Origin of the sequence: Achromobacter sp. E1 (genome assembly GCF_037039475.1) — a bacterium.
In the GTDB taxonomy this organism is placed as follows: Bacteria; Pseudomonadota; Gammaproteobacteria; order Burkholderiales; family Burkholderiaceae_B; genus Achromobacter; species Achromobacter mucicolens.
Window position 1 is genome coordinate 5,851,410 of record NZ_CP146253.1, and the last position, 14,808, is coordinate 5,866,217.

A 14,808-nucleotide genomic window follows, 5' to 3' on the forward strand; every position below is an offset into this window, starting at 1 on the left:
TGCCCGTGCACTCGACGGCGCAGGGCTGGCTTTCAGGCGCTGCGTCGGCGCGCGCCGGGTCCGGGGCTGCCTCCGGACATGAGTTAGCGGCAAAGTTCATGCCGGCATTATCACATTTGCCGCAGTTGCCCGCGCACCACACTGACCTATTTTGTTACAGAAACCGATCCCCCGCGATAAGGCGGGACCGGAGATACCCGTAAAATCGCCGCGATGAGCAAGCCCCAGAATTCCTCCAAGAAAGACAAGCCCGCCAGCAGCGGCTCCCCGATACTGCGGTTCTTCGTAAAAACCGGCATTCTTTTCGCCGGCCTGTTCCTGTGCGGTGTGTTGCTCGCGGGCATGGCGCTGGCGCTCGCGTGGCCCAACCTGCCCGACCTGAACGCCATGACGGACTACCGGCCGCGGGTGCCGCTGCGCGTGTACACCGCAGACCGCGTCCTGATCGGCGAGTTCGGCGAAGAACGCCGCAACGTGCTGCGCTTTAACGAAATCCCGGACGTCATGAAGTCCGCGGTGCTGGCGGCCGAGGACGACCGCTTCTACCAGCACGGCGGCATCGACTGGATGGGCGTGGTGCGCGCCGGCCTGACCAACCTGATCAGCATGTCCAAGACGCAGGGCGCCAGCACGATCACGATGCAGGTTGCGCGTAACTTTTACCTGTCGTCCGAAAAGACCTATTCGCGCAAGTTCTACGAACTGCTGCTGACATTCAAAATTGAATCCGAGCTCACCAAGGACCAGATCCTCGAGCTCTACATGAACCAGATCTACCTGGGCCACCGTGCCTACGGCTTTGCGGCCGCCTCGCGCACGTACTTCGGCAAGCCGCTGTCGGAAGTCACGCCGGCCGAAGCCGCCATGCTGGCCGGCATCCCGAAGGCACCCTCGCGCTTCAACCCCATCGCCAACCGCCCCCGCGCCGAACTGCGCCAGCGCTACGTGCTGGGCCGCATGCATTCGCTGGGCTACCTGACCGAACCGGAATACAAGCAGGCGATGGCGCAGCCCATCGTCATGAAGTCCGCGGAAGGCACGCCGGCCGGCGGCTATTCCATCCATGGCGAGTACGTGGCCGAGCTGGCGCGCCAGCTGCTCTACAACGTGTACCAGGACAACGTCTATTCGCGCGGCATCAACATCTACACGACCGTGCAGTCCAAGGACCAGGAAGCCGCCTACCGCGCCGTGCGCGAAGGCGTGCTGGAATACACGCGCCGCGCGCCCTATCCCGGCCCGGAAGAGCAGCTCGACCTGCCCCCGGGCACCGAGAACAACCCCGCCGCGCTCGACGAATTCCTGGATGGCGTGTTCGACAAGTTCTCCGACAGCGGCGACCTGCTGACCGCAGTGGTGCTGTCGGCCAGCCCCACCGAAGTGAAGCTGGCGCGCAGCTCGCGCGAAATCATCACCGTCACGGACAAGAAGGTGCTGGGCGTGGTGGCCCGCGCGCTGAACGACAAGGCCAAGCCGGAACAGCGCATCAAGCGCGGTTCCGTGGTCTACATCCGCAAGTTCGGCGACAACTGGGAAATCATCAACATGCCTTCGGTGCAGGCGGCCTTCGTGGCGTTGTCGCCGCAGGACGGCGCCATCCGCGCCATGGTCGGCGGCTTTGATTTCTACCGCGGCAATTTCAACCGTGTGACGCAGGCATGGCGCCAGCCGGGCTCGAACATCAAGCCCTTCATCTACGCCGCCTCGCTGGAGCGCGGTCTGACGCCGGGCACGCAGATCTCGGACCAGCCGTTCGAGCTGACCGCCGCGCAAACGGGATCCAAGGCCTGGAATCCCAAGAACTACGGCAACCAGTACGAGCCCATGCTGACGCTGCGTCAGGGCCTGTACAAGTCCAAGAACATGGTTTCGATCCGCATCCTGCAGGCCATCGGTCCGCAGTACGCGCAGGACTATCTCACGCGCTTCGGCTTTGACAAGGCGCGCCAGCCGGCCGTGCTGCCGCTGGCGCTGGGCGCCGGCTCGGTCACGCCGCTGCAGCTGGCAGGCGCCTTCTCGGTGTTCGCCAATGGCGGCTACCGCGTCACGCCCTACCTGATCGACCGCGTCACCGACAGCAGCGGCAAGGTCATCATGCAGTCCAAGCCGGTTGTCGCTGGCGACGCCGCAGCCCGCGCCATCGACCCGCGCACCGCCTGGGTCATGGACGACATCCTTCGCGGCGTCACCACGTACGGCACCGCGGCGCGTGCGCGCGCATTGCTCAAGCGCGGCGACATCGCCGGCAAGACGGGCACGACCAACGAATCCGTGGACGCCTGGTTCTCGGGCTATACGCCCACGCTGGCCGCGACCGCCTGGCTGGGCTTTGACCAGCCCAAGTCGCTGGGTTCGCGCGAAACCGGCGGCGGCGTGGCCATGCCGATCTGGGTGGATTACATGCAGAGCGTGCTCAAGGGCGTGCCGGAAGAAAAGCAGCGCCCGCGTCCGGACGGCCTGCTCGTGGAAAACGGCGAGTTCTACTTCTCCGAGTTCCCGCCCGGACAGGCAGTGGCCCGTCTGGGACTGCCGGAAGCCGACACGCTGGGTGAATTCCTGAACGGCCTCACCAGCGGCTCCGGCGAAGACACCCGGATCAAGGTCGCGCCGGGCGTGGGCACGCAGACCGCCACGCCCTGGTCGCAGAAGATTCCCTTCTGATGCAGAAAGGCCGGCCCATCGGGCCGGCCTTTTTTACAGCCGGATCGTCACGGGGACGCCGGCGGCAGCCGAGCAGATCTGGGACAGGGCGTCCGGCAACTGCGGTCCGCCCCGGGTATCGTTCCAGTGCTGGCCATCGTAGCGGTAGTGAAAGCCGCCGGTGCGCGCGGCGACCCACAGCTCCTGCATGGCAGCCTGGCTGTTCACCACGACGTGGGTGTTGTCCTCGAAAACCATGGTCAGCACATTGCCGCTGCGGCTGGTTTCCACATCGACGTCGAGCGAAGCCGCCCAGTCATCGGCCTGGCTTTCGATGCTGTCCAGCACCTGGTCGATCAACGCAAGAAATTCGGTTTCGGTCATAATCGAGCCTGCAAGAATTACGGAGTTCCCAGTGTTCCAATTGGCATACAGCCGCATGGCTCTTCGCATTGTAGCCACGCTCCTGGCGACCGGCATGGTGGCGGCCTGCGGGTACAAGGGGCCGCTCTTCATGCCGCCGCCCCCTGAAGGCAAGGCGCCGGCCCGCACGCAGCAAACGCCGCCGCCTGCGCAAATCCCTCCGGCCCCGTCCCTCCCATGACGCCCCCGTTCCCCACCCCGCCAGAATTGGCCGGCCATCCCTACTTCCAGTACCGCAATAATGCGTTGTACGCCGAGGATGTGCCGCTTGACCATCTGGCCGAACGGTTGGGAACGCCCCTTTACGTCTACTCCCGCGCGGCGCTGAAAGCCGCGTGGCAATCCTATTGCAGCGCCATCGGCCAGCGTCCGGTATTAGTCTGCTACGGCATGAAGGCCAATTCCAACCTGGCGGTGCTGGGCGAATTCGCCCGGTTGGGCGCCGGCTTTGACATCGTGTCGGGCGGTGAACTGCATCGCGCGCTCGCCGCGGGCGCGGACGCGTCTCGAATCGTGTTCTCGGGCGTGGGCAAGCAGGCCTGGGAAATGCGCGACGCCCTCCTCGCCGGCGTGAAGTGCTTCAACGTCGAATCGGTGGACGAACTGCATCGCCTGTCGGACGTCGCGGCAAACATGGGCCTGCGCGCCCCGGTGTCGCTACGCGTGAATCCGGATGTGGACGCCCGCACACACCCTTATATCTCGACCGGCCTGAAAGAAAACAAGTTCGGCATCGCCATCGGGCAGGCGCTGGCTGCCTACCGCACCGCGCAGTCGCTGCCCGGCCTGCGTATCGTCGGCGTGGACTGCCATATCGGCTCGCAGCTGACCGATATCAGTCCCTACTTCGATGCGCTGGAAAAGCTGCTGGACCTGATCGAAAGCCTGGAACAGGCGGGCATCCGCATCGAACACCTGGACCTGGGCGGCGGACTGGGCATCCGCTACCAGGACGAAACGCCCCCATCGCCACGCGCCCTGCTGGACCGCGTCTTCGAGCGGCTGAACGCGCGCGGCCAGGGGCATCTGCATCTGGTCCTGGAACCGGGACGCTCGCTCGTCGGCAATGCCGGCATGCTGCTCACCACCGTCCAATACATCAAGCACGCCGAAGCCCGCAATTTCGCCATCGTCGACGCGGCCATGAACGACCTGCTGCGCCCGGCGCTCTACGAGGCCTTTCACGGCGTGCAGCCCCTGCACCCGCGCGCCGGCGACACCGCCGAATACGACATCGTCGGCCCCGTCTGCGAAAGCGCCGACTGGCTGGCAAAACAGCGCCTGCTGGCCATCCGCCAAGGCGACGTGCTGGCGGTGGAATCGGCCGGCGCCTACGGCATGACCATGGCCAGCAACTACAACTCGCGCGGCCGCCCGGCCGAGGTCATGGTCGACGGTGACAAATACTATGTCGTGCGCCAGCGCGAAACGCTGGCCGATCAGCTCCGCGGCGAATCGCTGCTTCCCTGAATCGGCGCCCCGCAAAACACAAAGGCCCCTGCATGCAGGGGCCTTTTTTGTACACCGCGCTGGCGCGGGCTTAGAGCTGGCCGTACGAGTGCAGGCCCGACAGGAACATGTTCACACCCAGGAAGGCAAAGCCCGTGATCAGCAGGCCCAGCAGCGCCCAGTAGGCCGCCATGGCGCCGCGCAGGCCCTTGATGAGGCGCATGTGCAGCCATGCCGCGTAGTTCAGCCAGACGATCAGCGCCCAGGTTTCCTTGGGGTCCCACTGCCAATACGCGCCCCACGCATCGGCCGCCCACAGCGCACCCAGGATGGTGGCGACGGTAAAGAAGGCAAATCCGATCGCGATGGCGCGATACATGATGTCGTCCAGCACTTCCAGCGAAGGCAGCGCGTCCGCAATACGGCGGCGGCCCAGCAGGATGGCGCCCACGATCACGGCCCCCACGCCGAAGTACAGCATCCAGGTCGCGGAAAGGCCATCGGTGCGAAACACCATGGGCTCGGCGCACAGCAACACGCCCAGGATGAACAGCGGCGCAAGCTTGGCCCACGAGGTCGTGTGGCCATGCTGCTTGACCAGATATGCGAAGCCCACCATCGCCGCCAGCGAGAACGTGCCGTAGCCGATGAAGTTGGCCGGCACGTGCAGTTTCATCCACCAGCTCTTGAGCGCAGGCACCAGCGGCTGGATCTGTCCGGCGTCGCGCGTGAACGAATACCAGAGCAGGAACACGACGGCCGAGGTCACCACCAGCATCACGAAGCCGCCGAGCGCGCGCGTGGCGTACTTACGTTCGTAGTACAGGTAGAAAAGCGCGGTGATGAGCGAAAACAGGACGAAGACTTCGTACAGGTTGCTGACCGGGATATGGCCCAGGTCCGGACCCATCAGATGGCCCTCGCGCCAGCGCACGAGCAGGCCCGTGACGCCCGCGAACACCGCGCCCCAGCTCAGCGCCGTGCCCAGCCAGGCGGCGGTCGGGCTGAACAGGCCAATCCAGTAACACACCATCGACAGCGCAAACAGCGCGCTCATCCACAGGATCGCGGACTGCGAGGAAAACAGGTACTTCAGGAAGAACACCTGCTCGGCGCGAGCCAGATCGTTGCCGTACAGCATCAGCGCGAAGCCCGCGGAGATCGCACAGGCGATCATCAAACGGCGCAGCGGACGCCACAGCCAGCCCAGCCAGGCCACCGCCGGCACCGTGCCGCACAGGATGATCTTCTCGTAATAGTCCATCGCGTGCCCGTAGCGGGTCAGCGCGAAACCTGCCCCCACCGCCAGCAGCAGGAAAAAGACGATGTCAGTCCAGTCGGGCTTTCCGCGTTGCGCGCGGCTGTCGCCGGTTTCGGACAAGGCGTCCTGCCAAAGCGATTCAGGCGACGGGGGTGGCGTGGTGGTCGTGGTGGACATAAATAACCTTAAGACCCTTTTTTCTGGCGCAGCAGCGCCTGCTTGAAGCGTTCGAACTCTTGATTGAAGTCAAGTGTACGCTTCTGTGACGTCATGGCCGCCAGGACGCTGCTGCCGCCGCCTTGCGGTTTGACCCAGATCCAGACGCGGCGGTCACGGATATAGAACATCGAAAACACGCCCAGGACCAGCAACAGACTGCCCAGATAGACGGTGTTCTTGCCCGGCGTGCGGCTGACCTGGAAGACGCTGGCCTGCACGTGATTGAAGTCGGCCAGCGACAGGAACACGGGTGCGGGATAGACGGTCAGGTCCGACAGCGCGGCCACGGCCAGGCGCGACCACACTGCCGCGCGCTCGCCTTCCGGACCATCGACGGCCACCGGCTGCTGACCGGCGCGTTCGCGTGCGATGGCGCGCAATTCGTTCATGCTGGCGCCGATCAGGCGAATCACGACATCGGCGGCGCGCTCCAGATCGGCGGCGGGGGTATTGGCTTGCAGGAACGCCGCGACGGCCTGCAGGCCGCCGGCGGCAAAGGTGTCCAGCGCACGTTCGGCCGCGGTTTCCAGCGGCTGGCGATCGGCCCCCGACGGGCTGTTGCGCTCGGCAAAACGGCGGGCGGCTTCCTTGCGCGCGGCCGGATCGGCCAGCGTGGCGCGCAGGCGCATGAATTCGGCGATGGAGCTGTCGTCGTCGGCCGGGATGCGCAGATAGCGGAAGGGCTCGCCGGCATTGTTGCGCACGCCGGCCAGGAACACGGCCGCGCCGTCCAGTTCGACGGGCAGCATGTAGTTCTGGAACTCGTGCGCCTGACCCGCATCGTCGATCAGCTTGTATTCGACGCTGGGCCCCACGTTGCGCAGATTTTCGTTCTTCTTGCCGGCCGCGCTGCCCGCGACCGAGGCCACGTGTTCGGCAAAGCTCTGGTCGGCGCCCTTGGGGTCGCCGCGGGTCAGGTCTTCGACATTGATCGGACGCATGGCCGTGACCTCGATGCCCATGCTGCGCGGGCCCTTGGCCGTCTGCGCCGTCAGCTCGCTGGTCTTGCCCACCGTGCCGTCGACCGAGAACGTCGCGTCGTTGACGCCCACCAGCGGGTACCCCTTGAGCACGACTGTGCTGCCGCCGTCGTCAAAGCTCGACTGATACACCGTCATGCCCTTGAAGCGCAGCGGCTCGTTCACTTCGATGGTCGAATCGAAGGTCTTGCCCGTGTCCGGATCCGTGACCTCGACTTCGCTGGCAAAGCGGCTGGGCATGCCGGTGGAGTAGTAGTCAACGATGAACTTCTTGAGCTTGAGCGTGAAAGGCATGGGCTGCACCAGCGCGCCATCGCCCACCATCACGACCGCCGTGCTGGCCTGGCCGCCCTCGGGCACCAGGACGCTTGCGCGAAAGCTCGGGTTGTTGACCGACAGGCGCCCGCTTTCAGGCACCTCGGAAATCAGCATGTTTTCGACGATGGGCTGCTTGCCGCCGAACATGACCTGCAGGCGCACCGGCAGTTCGCTGTCGAGCAGCCCGCCGATACAGATGATGACCATGGCGGCGTGAGCAAACACATAGCCCAGCCGGTTGGCGCTGCCCTTCTTGGCGGCCAGCAGGACGCCATCCTGGGCCTCGCGCACGCGCACCGCGTAACCCATGCGGCCCAGCAGCGCCTTCAGGCCGGTCACCGTCTGCGGCACGCCGGTGGGCTCGGTGGTCTCTACGCGATGCGGAAAGGCGCGCAGGCTGCCTTCGCGCACGTGCTCGCGAAACGATCGCGCGTCGCGAAGCATCTTGGGGGCATTTCGGATCAGACACACCGAGGTCGATACGACCAGAAAGCCCATGATCAGCAGGAACCACCAGCTGTTGTAGACGTGCCAGATGGAGAACTTGTCAAAGACCTCGAACCAGAACGGCCCGAACTGGTCGATGTAATTGTTGGACGATCGGTTCTGCTGCAGCACCGTACCCACCAGGCTGGCCACGCAGATGAACATCAGCAGGCTGACGGCAAAACGCATCGAACCCAGAAGTTCAAAGAGATCGCCTGGCAGGCTGCGCAGAGAGGGGCGGGAGTGGGTTCGGGTCGAATTCATGAAAAAAGGGGGGCCGCGCTATCGGCTACCCCCCTCATAGACAGTGCGAGCCGGAACGAGGTTCCGGCGCGCGCAAGTTGCATCAACGCGGACCGGCCGCGCACGTTGCGGCCAATTGCTTACCGAAGGCCAGCCGCGTAGTCCGACACCGCCTTGATGTCGGCATCCGACATGCGGTCCGCGATGGCGTGCATGACGTCGTTCTTGCGGTCGCCGCTGCGGAATAGCTTCAGCTGCTCTTCGATATACACGGGGAACTGCCCCGACAAACGGGGGTACTGGCCAGGGATGCCCGCGCCATTGGCAGAATGGCACGCCGCGCAAGCCGGGACGTTGCGGTCAGGCAAACCGCCACGCCAGATCTTTTGACCTAGCTCAACCAAGTTCTCATGGCCGGCGGTGGCGGGTTCCTTCAGGGGCTGCTGCGCCAGATACAGAGCAATGTTCTGCATGTCTGCCGGCGTCAGGTTCTGCACCATGGCGGTCATGGGGCTGGGATTGCCGTCGGGGCCATTGCGCACGGGGGTCTTGGCGCCTTCCTTCACCTTGAAGTCGGCAAGCTGCTTGGCCAGGTACTCGTGCGGTTGCGCGGCAAGGTTCGGGTTCACCGGAATGGTGCTGTTACCCGCCGCGCCGTGACAGGAAGCACAGGCAATGATGCCGCGGGACGCGTCGCCCTGGTCAAACAGCTGACCGCCCTTGGCGGCGTCTGGTTTGGCCGGGCCCGCAGCGCCATTGGCGGCGAAACTCGTAGCAGAGAAGGCGGAGGCGCCGAGCAACAGCCCGCTCGCAACCAACATCCGGGACAGCACACGCTTCATGAAGACCTCGACGATCACATCGATCAAGGCGCAAAAAGGCGCCCACGCCTGCCCGCACTTGCAGTAAACCGTATCCAACCTGTTTTGCTTGTCCTGCTTTGCGATCTTGCTGCGGTGCTGCATCCATCGGCCCAAGAAGGGCTACAAAACGTCTGGATGGCAGCTAAACAGTAAGCAAAAAAGACGGCTCCGCACACGCGGACCACTGTAGCAAACGCCGGATTATACAATAGGGCTCGAAACCAACCGTATCGAAAGCCATCCGTGTCCCTCCTACATCGCGCCTCCTTCCTCACCTCCGCGGCTCGCCTCGACCAGTTGCCGCCCGCCGGCGCTCCCGAGGTCTGCTTCGTTGGCCGCTCCAACGCCGGCAAATCCACGGCCATCAACGTGCTGTGCAACCAGCGCCGCCTTGCGTTCTCCAGCAAGACGCCGGGCCGCACGCGCCTGATCAACATGTTCAGCCTGCCCGACCCGCTGGACCCGGAAGCCCACATCGGCTATCTGGTCGACCTGCCCGGCTACGGCTATGCGTCCGTGGCCCGCAACGAAAAGGAAAAGTGGGCAGACATCCTGGGCGGCTATCTGCGCGACCGTGAATCGCTGGTCGGCATCGTCCTGCTCATCGACATCCGCCGCGGCGTGACCGAACTGGACCGGCGCCTGGCCAACTTCATCGCGCCCACCGGCCGCCCGGTGCTGGCCCTGCTGACCAAGGCCGACAAGCTGCCGTACGGCCAGCGCATGCGCACCGTCTTCTCGGTCCGCAAGGACCTCGCCGACATCGGCGCGCTGCATACGGTCCCCTTCTCGGCGCCCGAGCGCATCGGGCTCGAAGAGGCCGGCGCTCACATCGAAAATTGGATTTCCCCGAAGGTCGTACCATGAACCCGCAGATCATCACCCCTGAGTTTCCGGTTTCCCGCCCCCGCCGCCTGCGTCGCGACGACTTCACCCGCCGTCTGGTGCGCGAGAACGCCCTGACGGTCAATGACCTGATCTACCCGGTCTTCGTGGCCGAAGGCTCCGGCCTGCGCCAGCCGGTGGCGTCCCTGCCCGGCGTGGTCCGCTATTCGCTGGACACCCTGCTGCCCGTGGCCGAGGAATGCGTGGCGCTGGGCATTCCGGTGCTGTCGCTGTTTCCCGCCATCGACCCGGCGCTCAAGACCCCGGACGGCATCGAAGCCACCAATCCCGACGGCCTCATCCCGCGCGTGGTCCGCGAACTGAAGTCGCGTTTCCCGGAACTGGGCGTGCTGTGCGATGTGGCGCTGGACCCGTACACCAGCCACGGCCAGGATGGCGTCATCGACGCGGACGGCTACGTCGTCAACGAGCCCACCGTCGAGATCCTGGTCAAGCAGGCGCTCACGCAGGCCGAAGCCGGCGTGGACATGGTCGCCCCCAGCGACATGATGGACGGCCGCATCGGCGCGGTGCGCCGCGCGCTCGAGGCCAACGGTCACATCCACACGCGCATCATGGCCTATTCGGCCAAGTACGCCAGCGCGTTCTACGGTCCGTTCCGTGACGCCGTGGGCTCGGCCACCAATCTGGGCAAGTCCAACAAGATGGCCTACCAGATGGATCCGGGCAACATCGACGAGGCGCTGCGCGAAGTGGCCGGCGATCTGCAGGAAGGCGCCGACATGGTCATGGTCAAGCCGGGCATGCCGTACCTGGACGTGCTGCGCCGGGTCAAGGACACGTTCCGCGTGCCGACTTTCGCCTATCAGGTGAGCGGCGAATACGCCATGATCAAGGCCGCCGCCGCCAATGGCTGGCTCGACCACGACAAGGTCATGATGGAGGCGCTGCTCGCCTTCAAGCGCGCCGGCGCCGACGGCATCCTGACGTACTTCGCCATCGAAGCGGCAAAGCTGCTGAAAAGCCAGCGCTAAAGCCGGCGGGCGCGGCGGACTGCCGTCCGCGCCCTTTCCCCTGCTTTGCCGGCCGGCCCACCCGCAACCCCCATCGAATCAGGCCTTTGCAGCGGCAGCGCGTGCCGGCTGCGCGCCGCGGCGCAGGCCCAGCCACGTTCCGCCCAGTACACACCCCAGTCCGACGACATGGGTCAGCGTGACGTGCTCGTCAAGGAACAGGGCCGCGAACAGCAGCCCGAAAATCGGCAACCAATTCACGAACAGCGCGGCGCGGCTGATCCCCAGCCGCGCGATGCCCGCGTTCCAGACGATGTTGCTGACACCCGAGGCGATCACCGCCGAAAACATCAGCACGGCCCAGGGCCACCATGCCATCTGCCACGTGCCCGCCTGGTACGAAGACGGCGTCAGCGCGGCATGCCCGACCAGCATCAATCCGCCGGCCAGATACATGTACCAAAGCATGCCCAGCGGATCCATCATCCGCGACATCCGCTGAATCACCAGGCCGCCAAACACAAAGACGAGCACGGCCACGAACACCACCGCGTCGCCCCAGCCCGTCAGTCCGAGTTGCGCGCCGCTGCCCACCACCACCATGCCCACACCCAACAGGCCCAGCAGCGCGCCGGCGATGCGGGTGGTCGTGAGCTTTTCGCGGTAGAAGATGGCGGCCAGGAAGGCGGACAGCAACGGGCTGGTGGCCATGATCAGCGTGCCGTTGGCTGCCGATGAAAAGCGCAGTCCCGACACCAGTGCCACCTGATGCGCGTACACCACCAGGAACCCGGCCAGCGCCACCCAGCCCAACTGCGCGCCGCCCAGCTTCGGGATGCGGCCGCGGCGCGCCTTGATGATGAGAGTGACGGTGACAAACGCAATGACGATCCGAACGGCGGCCAGCGCCTGGATGTCCATGTGCTGCGTCAGATACTTGATGGAGACGATGTTCAGGCCCCAGGTGGCCATGACGAACATCAATTGAAGATAGATCAGACCATGCCGGTCCTGACTTGCATCAACGGTGGGGGACGTCACGGCGTCAGCCTGGGGAAAGAGATGGATGCGCCGCGCGGGCAGCGAAGCGATCATGGTATATCGCCCCTTCCCTCGATTCAATGCGCGGCGGGCCGAGTTGTGCGCATCAGACGATGGCGCACTGCCTGCTTGTCCGCCGCGCCCTCAGCGGACCAGGACGCGGTCCAGCGACTCGGTAAAGCGCTTGGCGTCCTGGAATCCCACGACGCGAGCTTCCGCGATCTCCTTGCCGCCGGGCTCGAAGAACATGATGCCCGGCGGGCCGAACAGTCGAAATCGCTTGAGCAGCGCACGGTCGGCGGCATTGTTCGCCGTCACGTCGGCCTGCACCAGCACCATTCCAGCCATGCGCTGCGCGACCCCCGCATCGGTAAAGGTGAATCGCTCCATCTCGCGGCACGACACGCACCAGTCCGCATAGAAGTCCAGCATCACTGGCCGGGTGCTCTGCGCCAGCACCGCGTCCAGTTCGGCGTTGCTGCGAACCCGGGTGAACTGGACCTCGCCCGCCGCGGCCCCGCCAGCTGCCGGCGCTTCACCGCGCGCGGCCAGGTGCGAGAGCGGCTGCAGGACGTCGCGGCCCCCGCTGGCGGCCCCCACCAGCCACGCCGCGGCCGCCACGGCGAGCAGCAGGCCCAGCCCCTTGCCAAACATGCGACCGGCGCCTGCGCCCGGCGGCAGGGCATCAAAGGCGCGCAGCATCACGGCCGACACGACGGCCAGGAATGCCCAGCCCGTCATCTGCACCCACGTCGGCACGACGGGAATGAGCATCCACCACGCCGTCGCCAGCAACAGCATGCCGAACAGCCGCTTGACGCCGTCCATCCAGGGACCGGCCTTGGGCAGCAATGCCGAAGACGACGCGCCGACAATCAACAGCGGCACGCCCATGCCCCACGCCATTGCAAAGAGCGCCGATCCGCCCAAGACCACGTCGCCTGTCTGCGAGATGTACAGCAAGGCGCCAGCAAGCGGAGCCGCAACGCAGGGACCCACGATCAGGGCCGACAGCGCGCCCATCACCAGCGCCCCGGTATATCGTCCGCCCGGCATGCGCGAGGACCGGTCCGACAGCATGGCCTGGATGCCGGAAGGCATCTGGAACGTGAACACGTCGAACATGGCCAGCGCCAGCACGGCCAGCAGGATGGCGAAAAGCGACAGGATCCACGGCGTCTGCAGCCAGGCGGCAAGCCCCGCGCCGCTCAGCCCGGCCGCCACGCCCAGCGCGGTGTACACGACCGACATGCCCAGCACGTACGTCGCGGCCAGCGCCAGACCGCGGCTGCGGCTCGGCCGGTGGTGCGGCGCCCCGCCCAGCACGATCGACGACAGGATGGGAATCATGGGCAGCACACATGGCGTGAAAGCCAGCAGCAGGCCCAGCACCAAAAAGACGCCCGCTGTCTTGATCCAGCCCAGACCGCCCAAGGCATCGGCCAGGCCCGTGTCGCCCGCGTTCACCAACGCGGACAATCCGCCGGAAGTTGCCGGCGCCGCGGACGCGGCCCCGCCAATTCCCGTGCCAGCCACCGCATAACCGCCGGCCACGGGCGTGAGTTTGACGGTGCTGTCCATCGGCGGATAGCACAGCCCGGCATCCGCGCAGCCTTGGCCCGTCAACGTCAGCGTGAAGGGCTGTCCTCCCGCGCCGACGGGGACGCGGATCGTCACGTCCTTGTGAAAGACCTCCATGTCTTTTTCGAAGGTCGGGTCGTATTTGACTTCGCCCTTAGGATAAACGGCTTGCCCGAGCGTGGTGGCGTCGGCCGGGGTGATCGCAATCCCGAAGCGCTCGCGGTACATGTAGTAGCCGGGCGCGACGCGATAGTGCAATTCGAGCGTATCCGGCGACGCCATCTGCGCGCTGAACACAAAGGCCTTTTCCGGTTCGAGGAATTCGGCTTGCGCCCGCGCGGCGGTCTGCCATCCGAGCAGCAGAAGCATCACTGCCAGCAATGCCAGGCAGTGCCTCAGGATCGAAGGCGTCACGCTGAGGGCGCGCCCGCGCGCGCCAACCGTACCGGCAAGTTGCAACATCAGTTTCTCTTGTTCTGCGTAATGGCCGTCTGCTCGCGCACCCAGTCCAGGTATGGCGCCGCGCCGCCGATGACTGGCAGCACGATGATCTCGGGAACGTCGTAGGGGTGCATCTGCGACAGGGCCTGCACGACGGCGGCATGCCGCGCGTAGGTCGTCTTGATGTGGATGGGAATTTCCTCCGTCCCTTCGACCTCTCCGTTCCACAGGTAAATGGACAACCCCGGCGCGCCAAGGTTCACGCAGGCCGCCAGCCCGTCCTCGACGAGCACGTGCGCGATACGCTTGGCCAGAAGCAGATCCGGCGCATTGCTGATGACCAGCACGACGTCGTCATCGCGCAACATGGAACCTCCTTGGGATACCCGCGTGGGATGTAACTCGAGGTATTTTATCGATATTGCGGCCAACTCCCCGGCGCTGCCGGTCGCGCGGCCGCCGCGCCATCCCTTTTCACGCCGAGGCAAGCATGTCCGACAACTGCCTGTTCTGCCGCATCGCCCGTCACGAGATCCCCGCGCACGTCGTCCACGAAGACGACCGCCTCCTGGCCTTCCTGGATATCCACCCCGTGCGCGCCGGCCACACGCTCATCATCCCCAAGCAGCACTATCCCTACTACGAGGACATGCCGGCCGACCTGGCGGCCAACATCGTCAACCTGGGTCAGCGGCTGGGGCGCCAGATGAAGCGCCTGTACGGCGTTGAGCGCGTGGGTTTTGCCTTCACGGGGATCCACGTTGCGCACGCGCATGCGCACGTCATCCCGATGCACCACCCGCAGGACGTGACATCGACGCAGTACATCGAGCAGCAGGATCTGACGTTCAAGATGCCGCCTCAGTCGCCGGCGGAAGCGCTGGCCGCCACGGCGGCGCAATTGCGCGGGCAACTGCGCGGGCAACTGCGCGGCGGCCCCGAACGTGGAGAATGAGCGCGGCGAATGCGCGCAGTAAGCGAAGGAAGGCGAAAAAAACAAGGGC

General features: G+C 65.5%; 13 protein-coding genes. 6 read left to right on the forward strand and 7 right to left on the reverse strand.

Annotated features, from left to right (window positions below; all coding sequences use genetic code 11):
• Nucleotides 1-213 precede the first annotated feature (213 nt).
• Nucleotides 214-2,661 (forward strand): PBP1A family penicillin-binding protein, encoded by a 2,448-nt coding sequence (locus tag V6V88_RS27010; protein WP_056327085.1) that lies wholly within the window; start codon nt 214-216, stop codon nt 2,659-2,661.
• 33 nt (nt 2,662-2,694) lie between these two features.
• Here the strand turns inward: V6V88_RS27010 and cyaY are convergent, their stop codons facing one another.
• Nucleotides 2,695-3,024 (reverse strand): iron donor protein CyaY, encoded by a 330-nt coding sequence (gene cyaY, locus V6V88_RS27015; RefSeq protein WP_062838804.1) that lies wholly within the window; start codon nt 3,022-3,024, stop codon nt 2,695-2,697.
• A 55-nt stretch (nt 3,025-3,079) separates the two neighbouring features.
• Here cyaY and V6V88_RS27020 point away from each other — a divergent pair, with 55 nt between their 5' ends.
• Nucleotides 3,080-3,244: a lipoprotein gene (locus tag V6V88_RS27020; RefSeq protein WP_223573676.1), complete on the forward strand. Its 165-nt coding sequence runs from the start codon at nt 3,080-3,082 to the stop codon at nt 3,242-3,244.
• Nucleotides 3,241-4,533, forward strand: a complete 1,293-nt coding sequence (gene lysA / locus V6V88_RS27025; RefSeq protein ID WP_056327080.1) for a diaminopimelate decarboxylase — start codon at nt 3,241-3,243, stop codon at nt 4,531-4,533. Before V6V88_RS27020 ends, lysA begins: the two co-directional genes overlap by 4 nt.
• 70 nt (nt 4,534-4,603) lie before the next feature.
• Here lysA and ccsB read toward each other — a convergent pair whose 3' ends face one another.
• From ccsB to V6V88_RS27040, 3 genes are all read right to left on the reverse strand, one after another.
• Nucleotides 4,604-5,950, reverse strand: a complete 1,347-nt coding sequence (gene ccsB, locus V6V88_RS27030; RefSeq protein ID WP_056327078.1) for a c-type cytochrome biogenesis protein CcsB — start codon at nt 5,948-5,950, stop codon at nt 4,604-4,606.
• A gap of 8 nt (nt 5,951-5,958) precedes the next feature.
• Entirely contained in the window at nt 5,959-8,040 is a 2,082-nt protein-coding gene (locus V6V88_RS27035) for a cytochrome c biogenesis protein ResB (RefSeq protein WP_279989094.1), read from the reverse strand.
• Between the two features lie 119 nt (nt 8,041-8,159).
• Nucleotides 8,160-8,861 carry a c-type cytochrome gene (locus V6V88_RS27040; protein ID WP_108006863.1) on the reverse strand — a complete coding sequence of 234 codons (702 nt, stop codon included), beginning with the start codon at nt 8,859-8,861 and terminating at the stop codon, nt 8,160-8,162.
• Nucleotides 8,862-9,125: 264 nt separating this feature from the next.
• On the opposite strand from V6V88_RS27040, the gene yihA reads away from it, so the two are divergent.
• Both yihA and hemB read left to right on the forward strand, forming a co-directional pair.
• Nucleotides 9,126-9,749 (forward strand): ribosome biogenesis GTP-binding protein YihA/YsxC, encoded by a 624-nt coding sequence (gene yihA / locus V6V88_RS27045; RefSeq protein WP_056327074.1) that lies wholly within the window; start codon nt 9,126-9,128, stop codon nt 9,747-9,749.
• Nucleotides 9,746-10,762 (forward strand): porphobilinogen synthase, encoded by a 1,017-nt coding sequence (gene hemB / locus V6V88_RS27050; RefSeq protein WP_062838801.1) that lies wholly within the window; start codon nt 9,746-9,748, stop codon nt 10,760-10,762. Before yihA ends, hemB begins: the two co-directional genes overlap by 4 nt.
• Nucleotides 10,763-10,840: 78 nt before the next feature.
• On the opposite strand, the gene V6V88_RS27055 is transcribed toward hemB, so the two are convergent.
• The 3 genes from V6V88_RS27055 to cutA form a co-directional block, all read right to left on the reverse strand.
• A complete protein-coding gene (locus V6V88_RS27055) occupies nt 10,841-11,722 on the reverse strand; it encodes a DMT family transporter (RefSeq protein ID WP_152385387.1) in 882 nt (293 codons plus the stop codon).
• A 204-nt stretch (nt 11,723-11,926) separates the two neighbouring features.
• Complete coding sequence (dsbD, locus tag V6V88_RS27060; protein WP_338619738.1) at nt 11,927-13,732, reverse strand: protein-disulfide reductase DsbD; 1,806 nt, start codon at nt 13,730-13,732, stop codon at nt 11,927-11,929.
• Between the two features lie 92 nt (nt 13,733-13,824).
• Nucleotides 13,825-14,172, reverse strand: coding sequence for a divalent-cation tolerance protein CutA (cutA, locus tag V6V88_RS27065; RefSeq protein ID WP_056327070.1), 348 nt, complete (start codon nt 14,170-14,172; stop codon nt 13,825-13,827).
• Nucleotides 14,173-14,294: 122 nt separating this feature from the next.
• Here cutA and V6V88_RS27070 point away from each other — a divergent pair, with 122 nt between their 5' ends.
• On the forward strand, nt 14,295-14,759 hold the full coding sequence (locus tag V6V88_RS27070; RefSeq protein WP_338617077.1) for an HIT family protein: 465 nt from the start codon (nt 14,295-14,297) through the stop codon (nt 14,757-14,759).
• Nucleotides 14,760-14,808 lie beyond the last annotated feature (49 nt).

Excerpts from the sequence above, each read along its gene's own strand:
- V6V88_RS27010 (WP_056327085.1), top strand. The coding sequence starts at position 214 with ATGAGCAAGCCCCAGAATTCCTCCAAGAAAGACAAGCCCGCCAGCAGC.
- cyaY (WP_062838804.1), bottom strand. The coding sequence starts at position 3,024 with ATGACCGAAACCGAATTTCTTGCGTTGATCGACCAGGTGCTGGACAGC.
- V6V88_RS27020 (WP_223573676.1), top strand. The coding sequence starts at position 3,080 with ATGGCTCTTCGCATTGTAGCCACGCTCCTGGCGACCGGCATGGTGGCG.
- lysA (WP_056327080.1), top strand. The coding sequence starts at position 3,241 with ATGACGCCCCCGTTCCCCACCCCGCCAGAATTGGCCGGCCATCCCTAC.
- ccsB (WP_056327078.1), bottom strand. The coding sequence starts at position 5,950 with ATGTCCACCACGACCACCACGCCACCCCCGTCGCCTGAATCGCTTTGG.
- V6V88_RS27035 (WP_279989094.1), bottom strand. The coding sequence starts at position 8,040 with ATGAATTCGACCCGAACCCACTCCCGCCCCTCTCTGCGCAGCCTGCCA.
- V6V88_RS27040 (WP_108006863.1), bottom strand. The coding sequence starts at position 8,861 with ATGAAGCGTGTGCTGTCCCGGATGTTGGTTGCGAGCGGGCTGTTGCTC.
- hemB (WP_062838801.1), top strand. The coding sequence starts at position 9,746 with ATGAACCCGCAGATCATCACCCCTGAGTTTCCGGTTTCCCGCCCCCGC.
- V6V88_RS27055 (WP_152385387.1), bottom strand. The coding sequence starts at position 11,722 with ATGTTCGTCATGGCCACCTGGGGCCTGAACATCGTCTCCATCAAGTAT.
- dsbD (WP_338619738.1), bottom strand. The coding sequence starts at position 13,732 with ATGCTTCTGCTGCTCGGATGGCAGACCGCCGCGCGGGCGCAAGCCGAA.
- cutA (WP_056327070.1), bottom strand. The coding sequence starts at position 14,172 with ATGTTGCGCGATGACGACGTCGTGCTGGTCATCAGCAATGCGCCGGAT.
- V6V88_RS27070 (WP_338617077.1), top strand. The coding sequence starts at position 14,295 with ATGTCCGACAACTGCCTGTTCTGCCGCATCGCCCGTCACGAGATCCCC.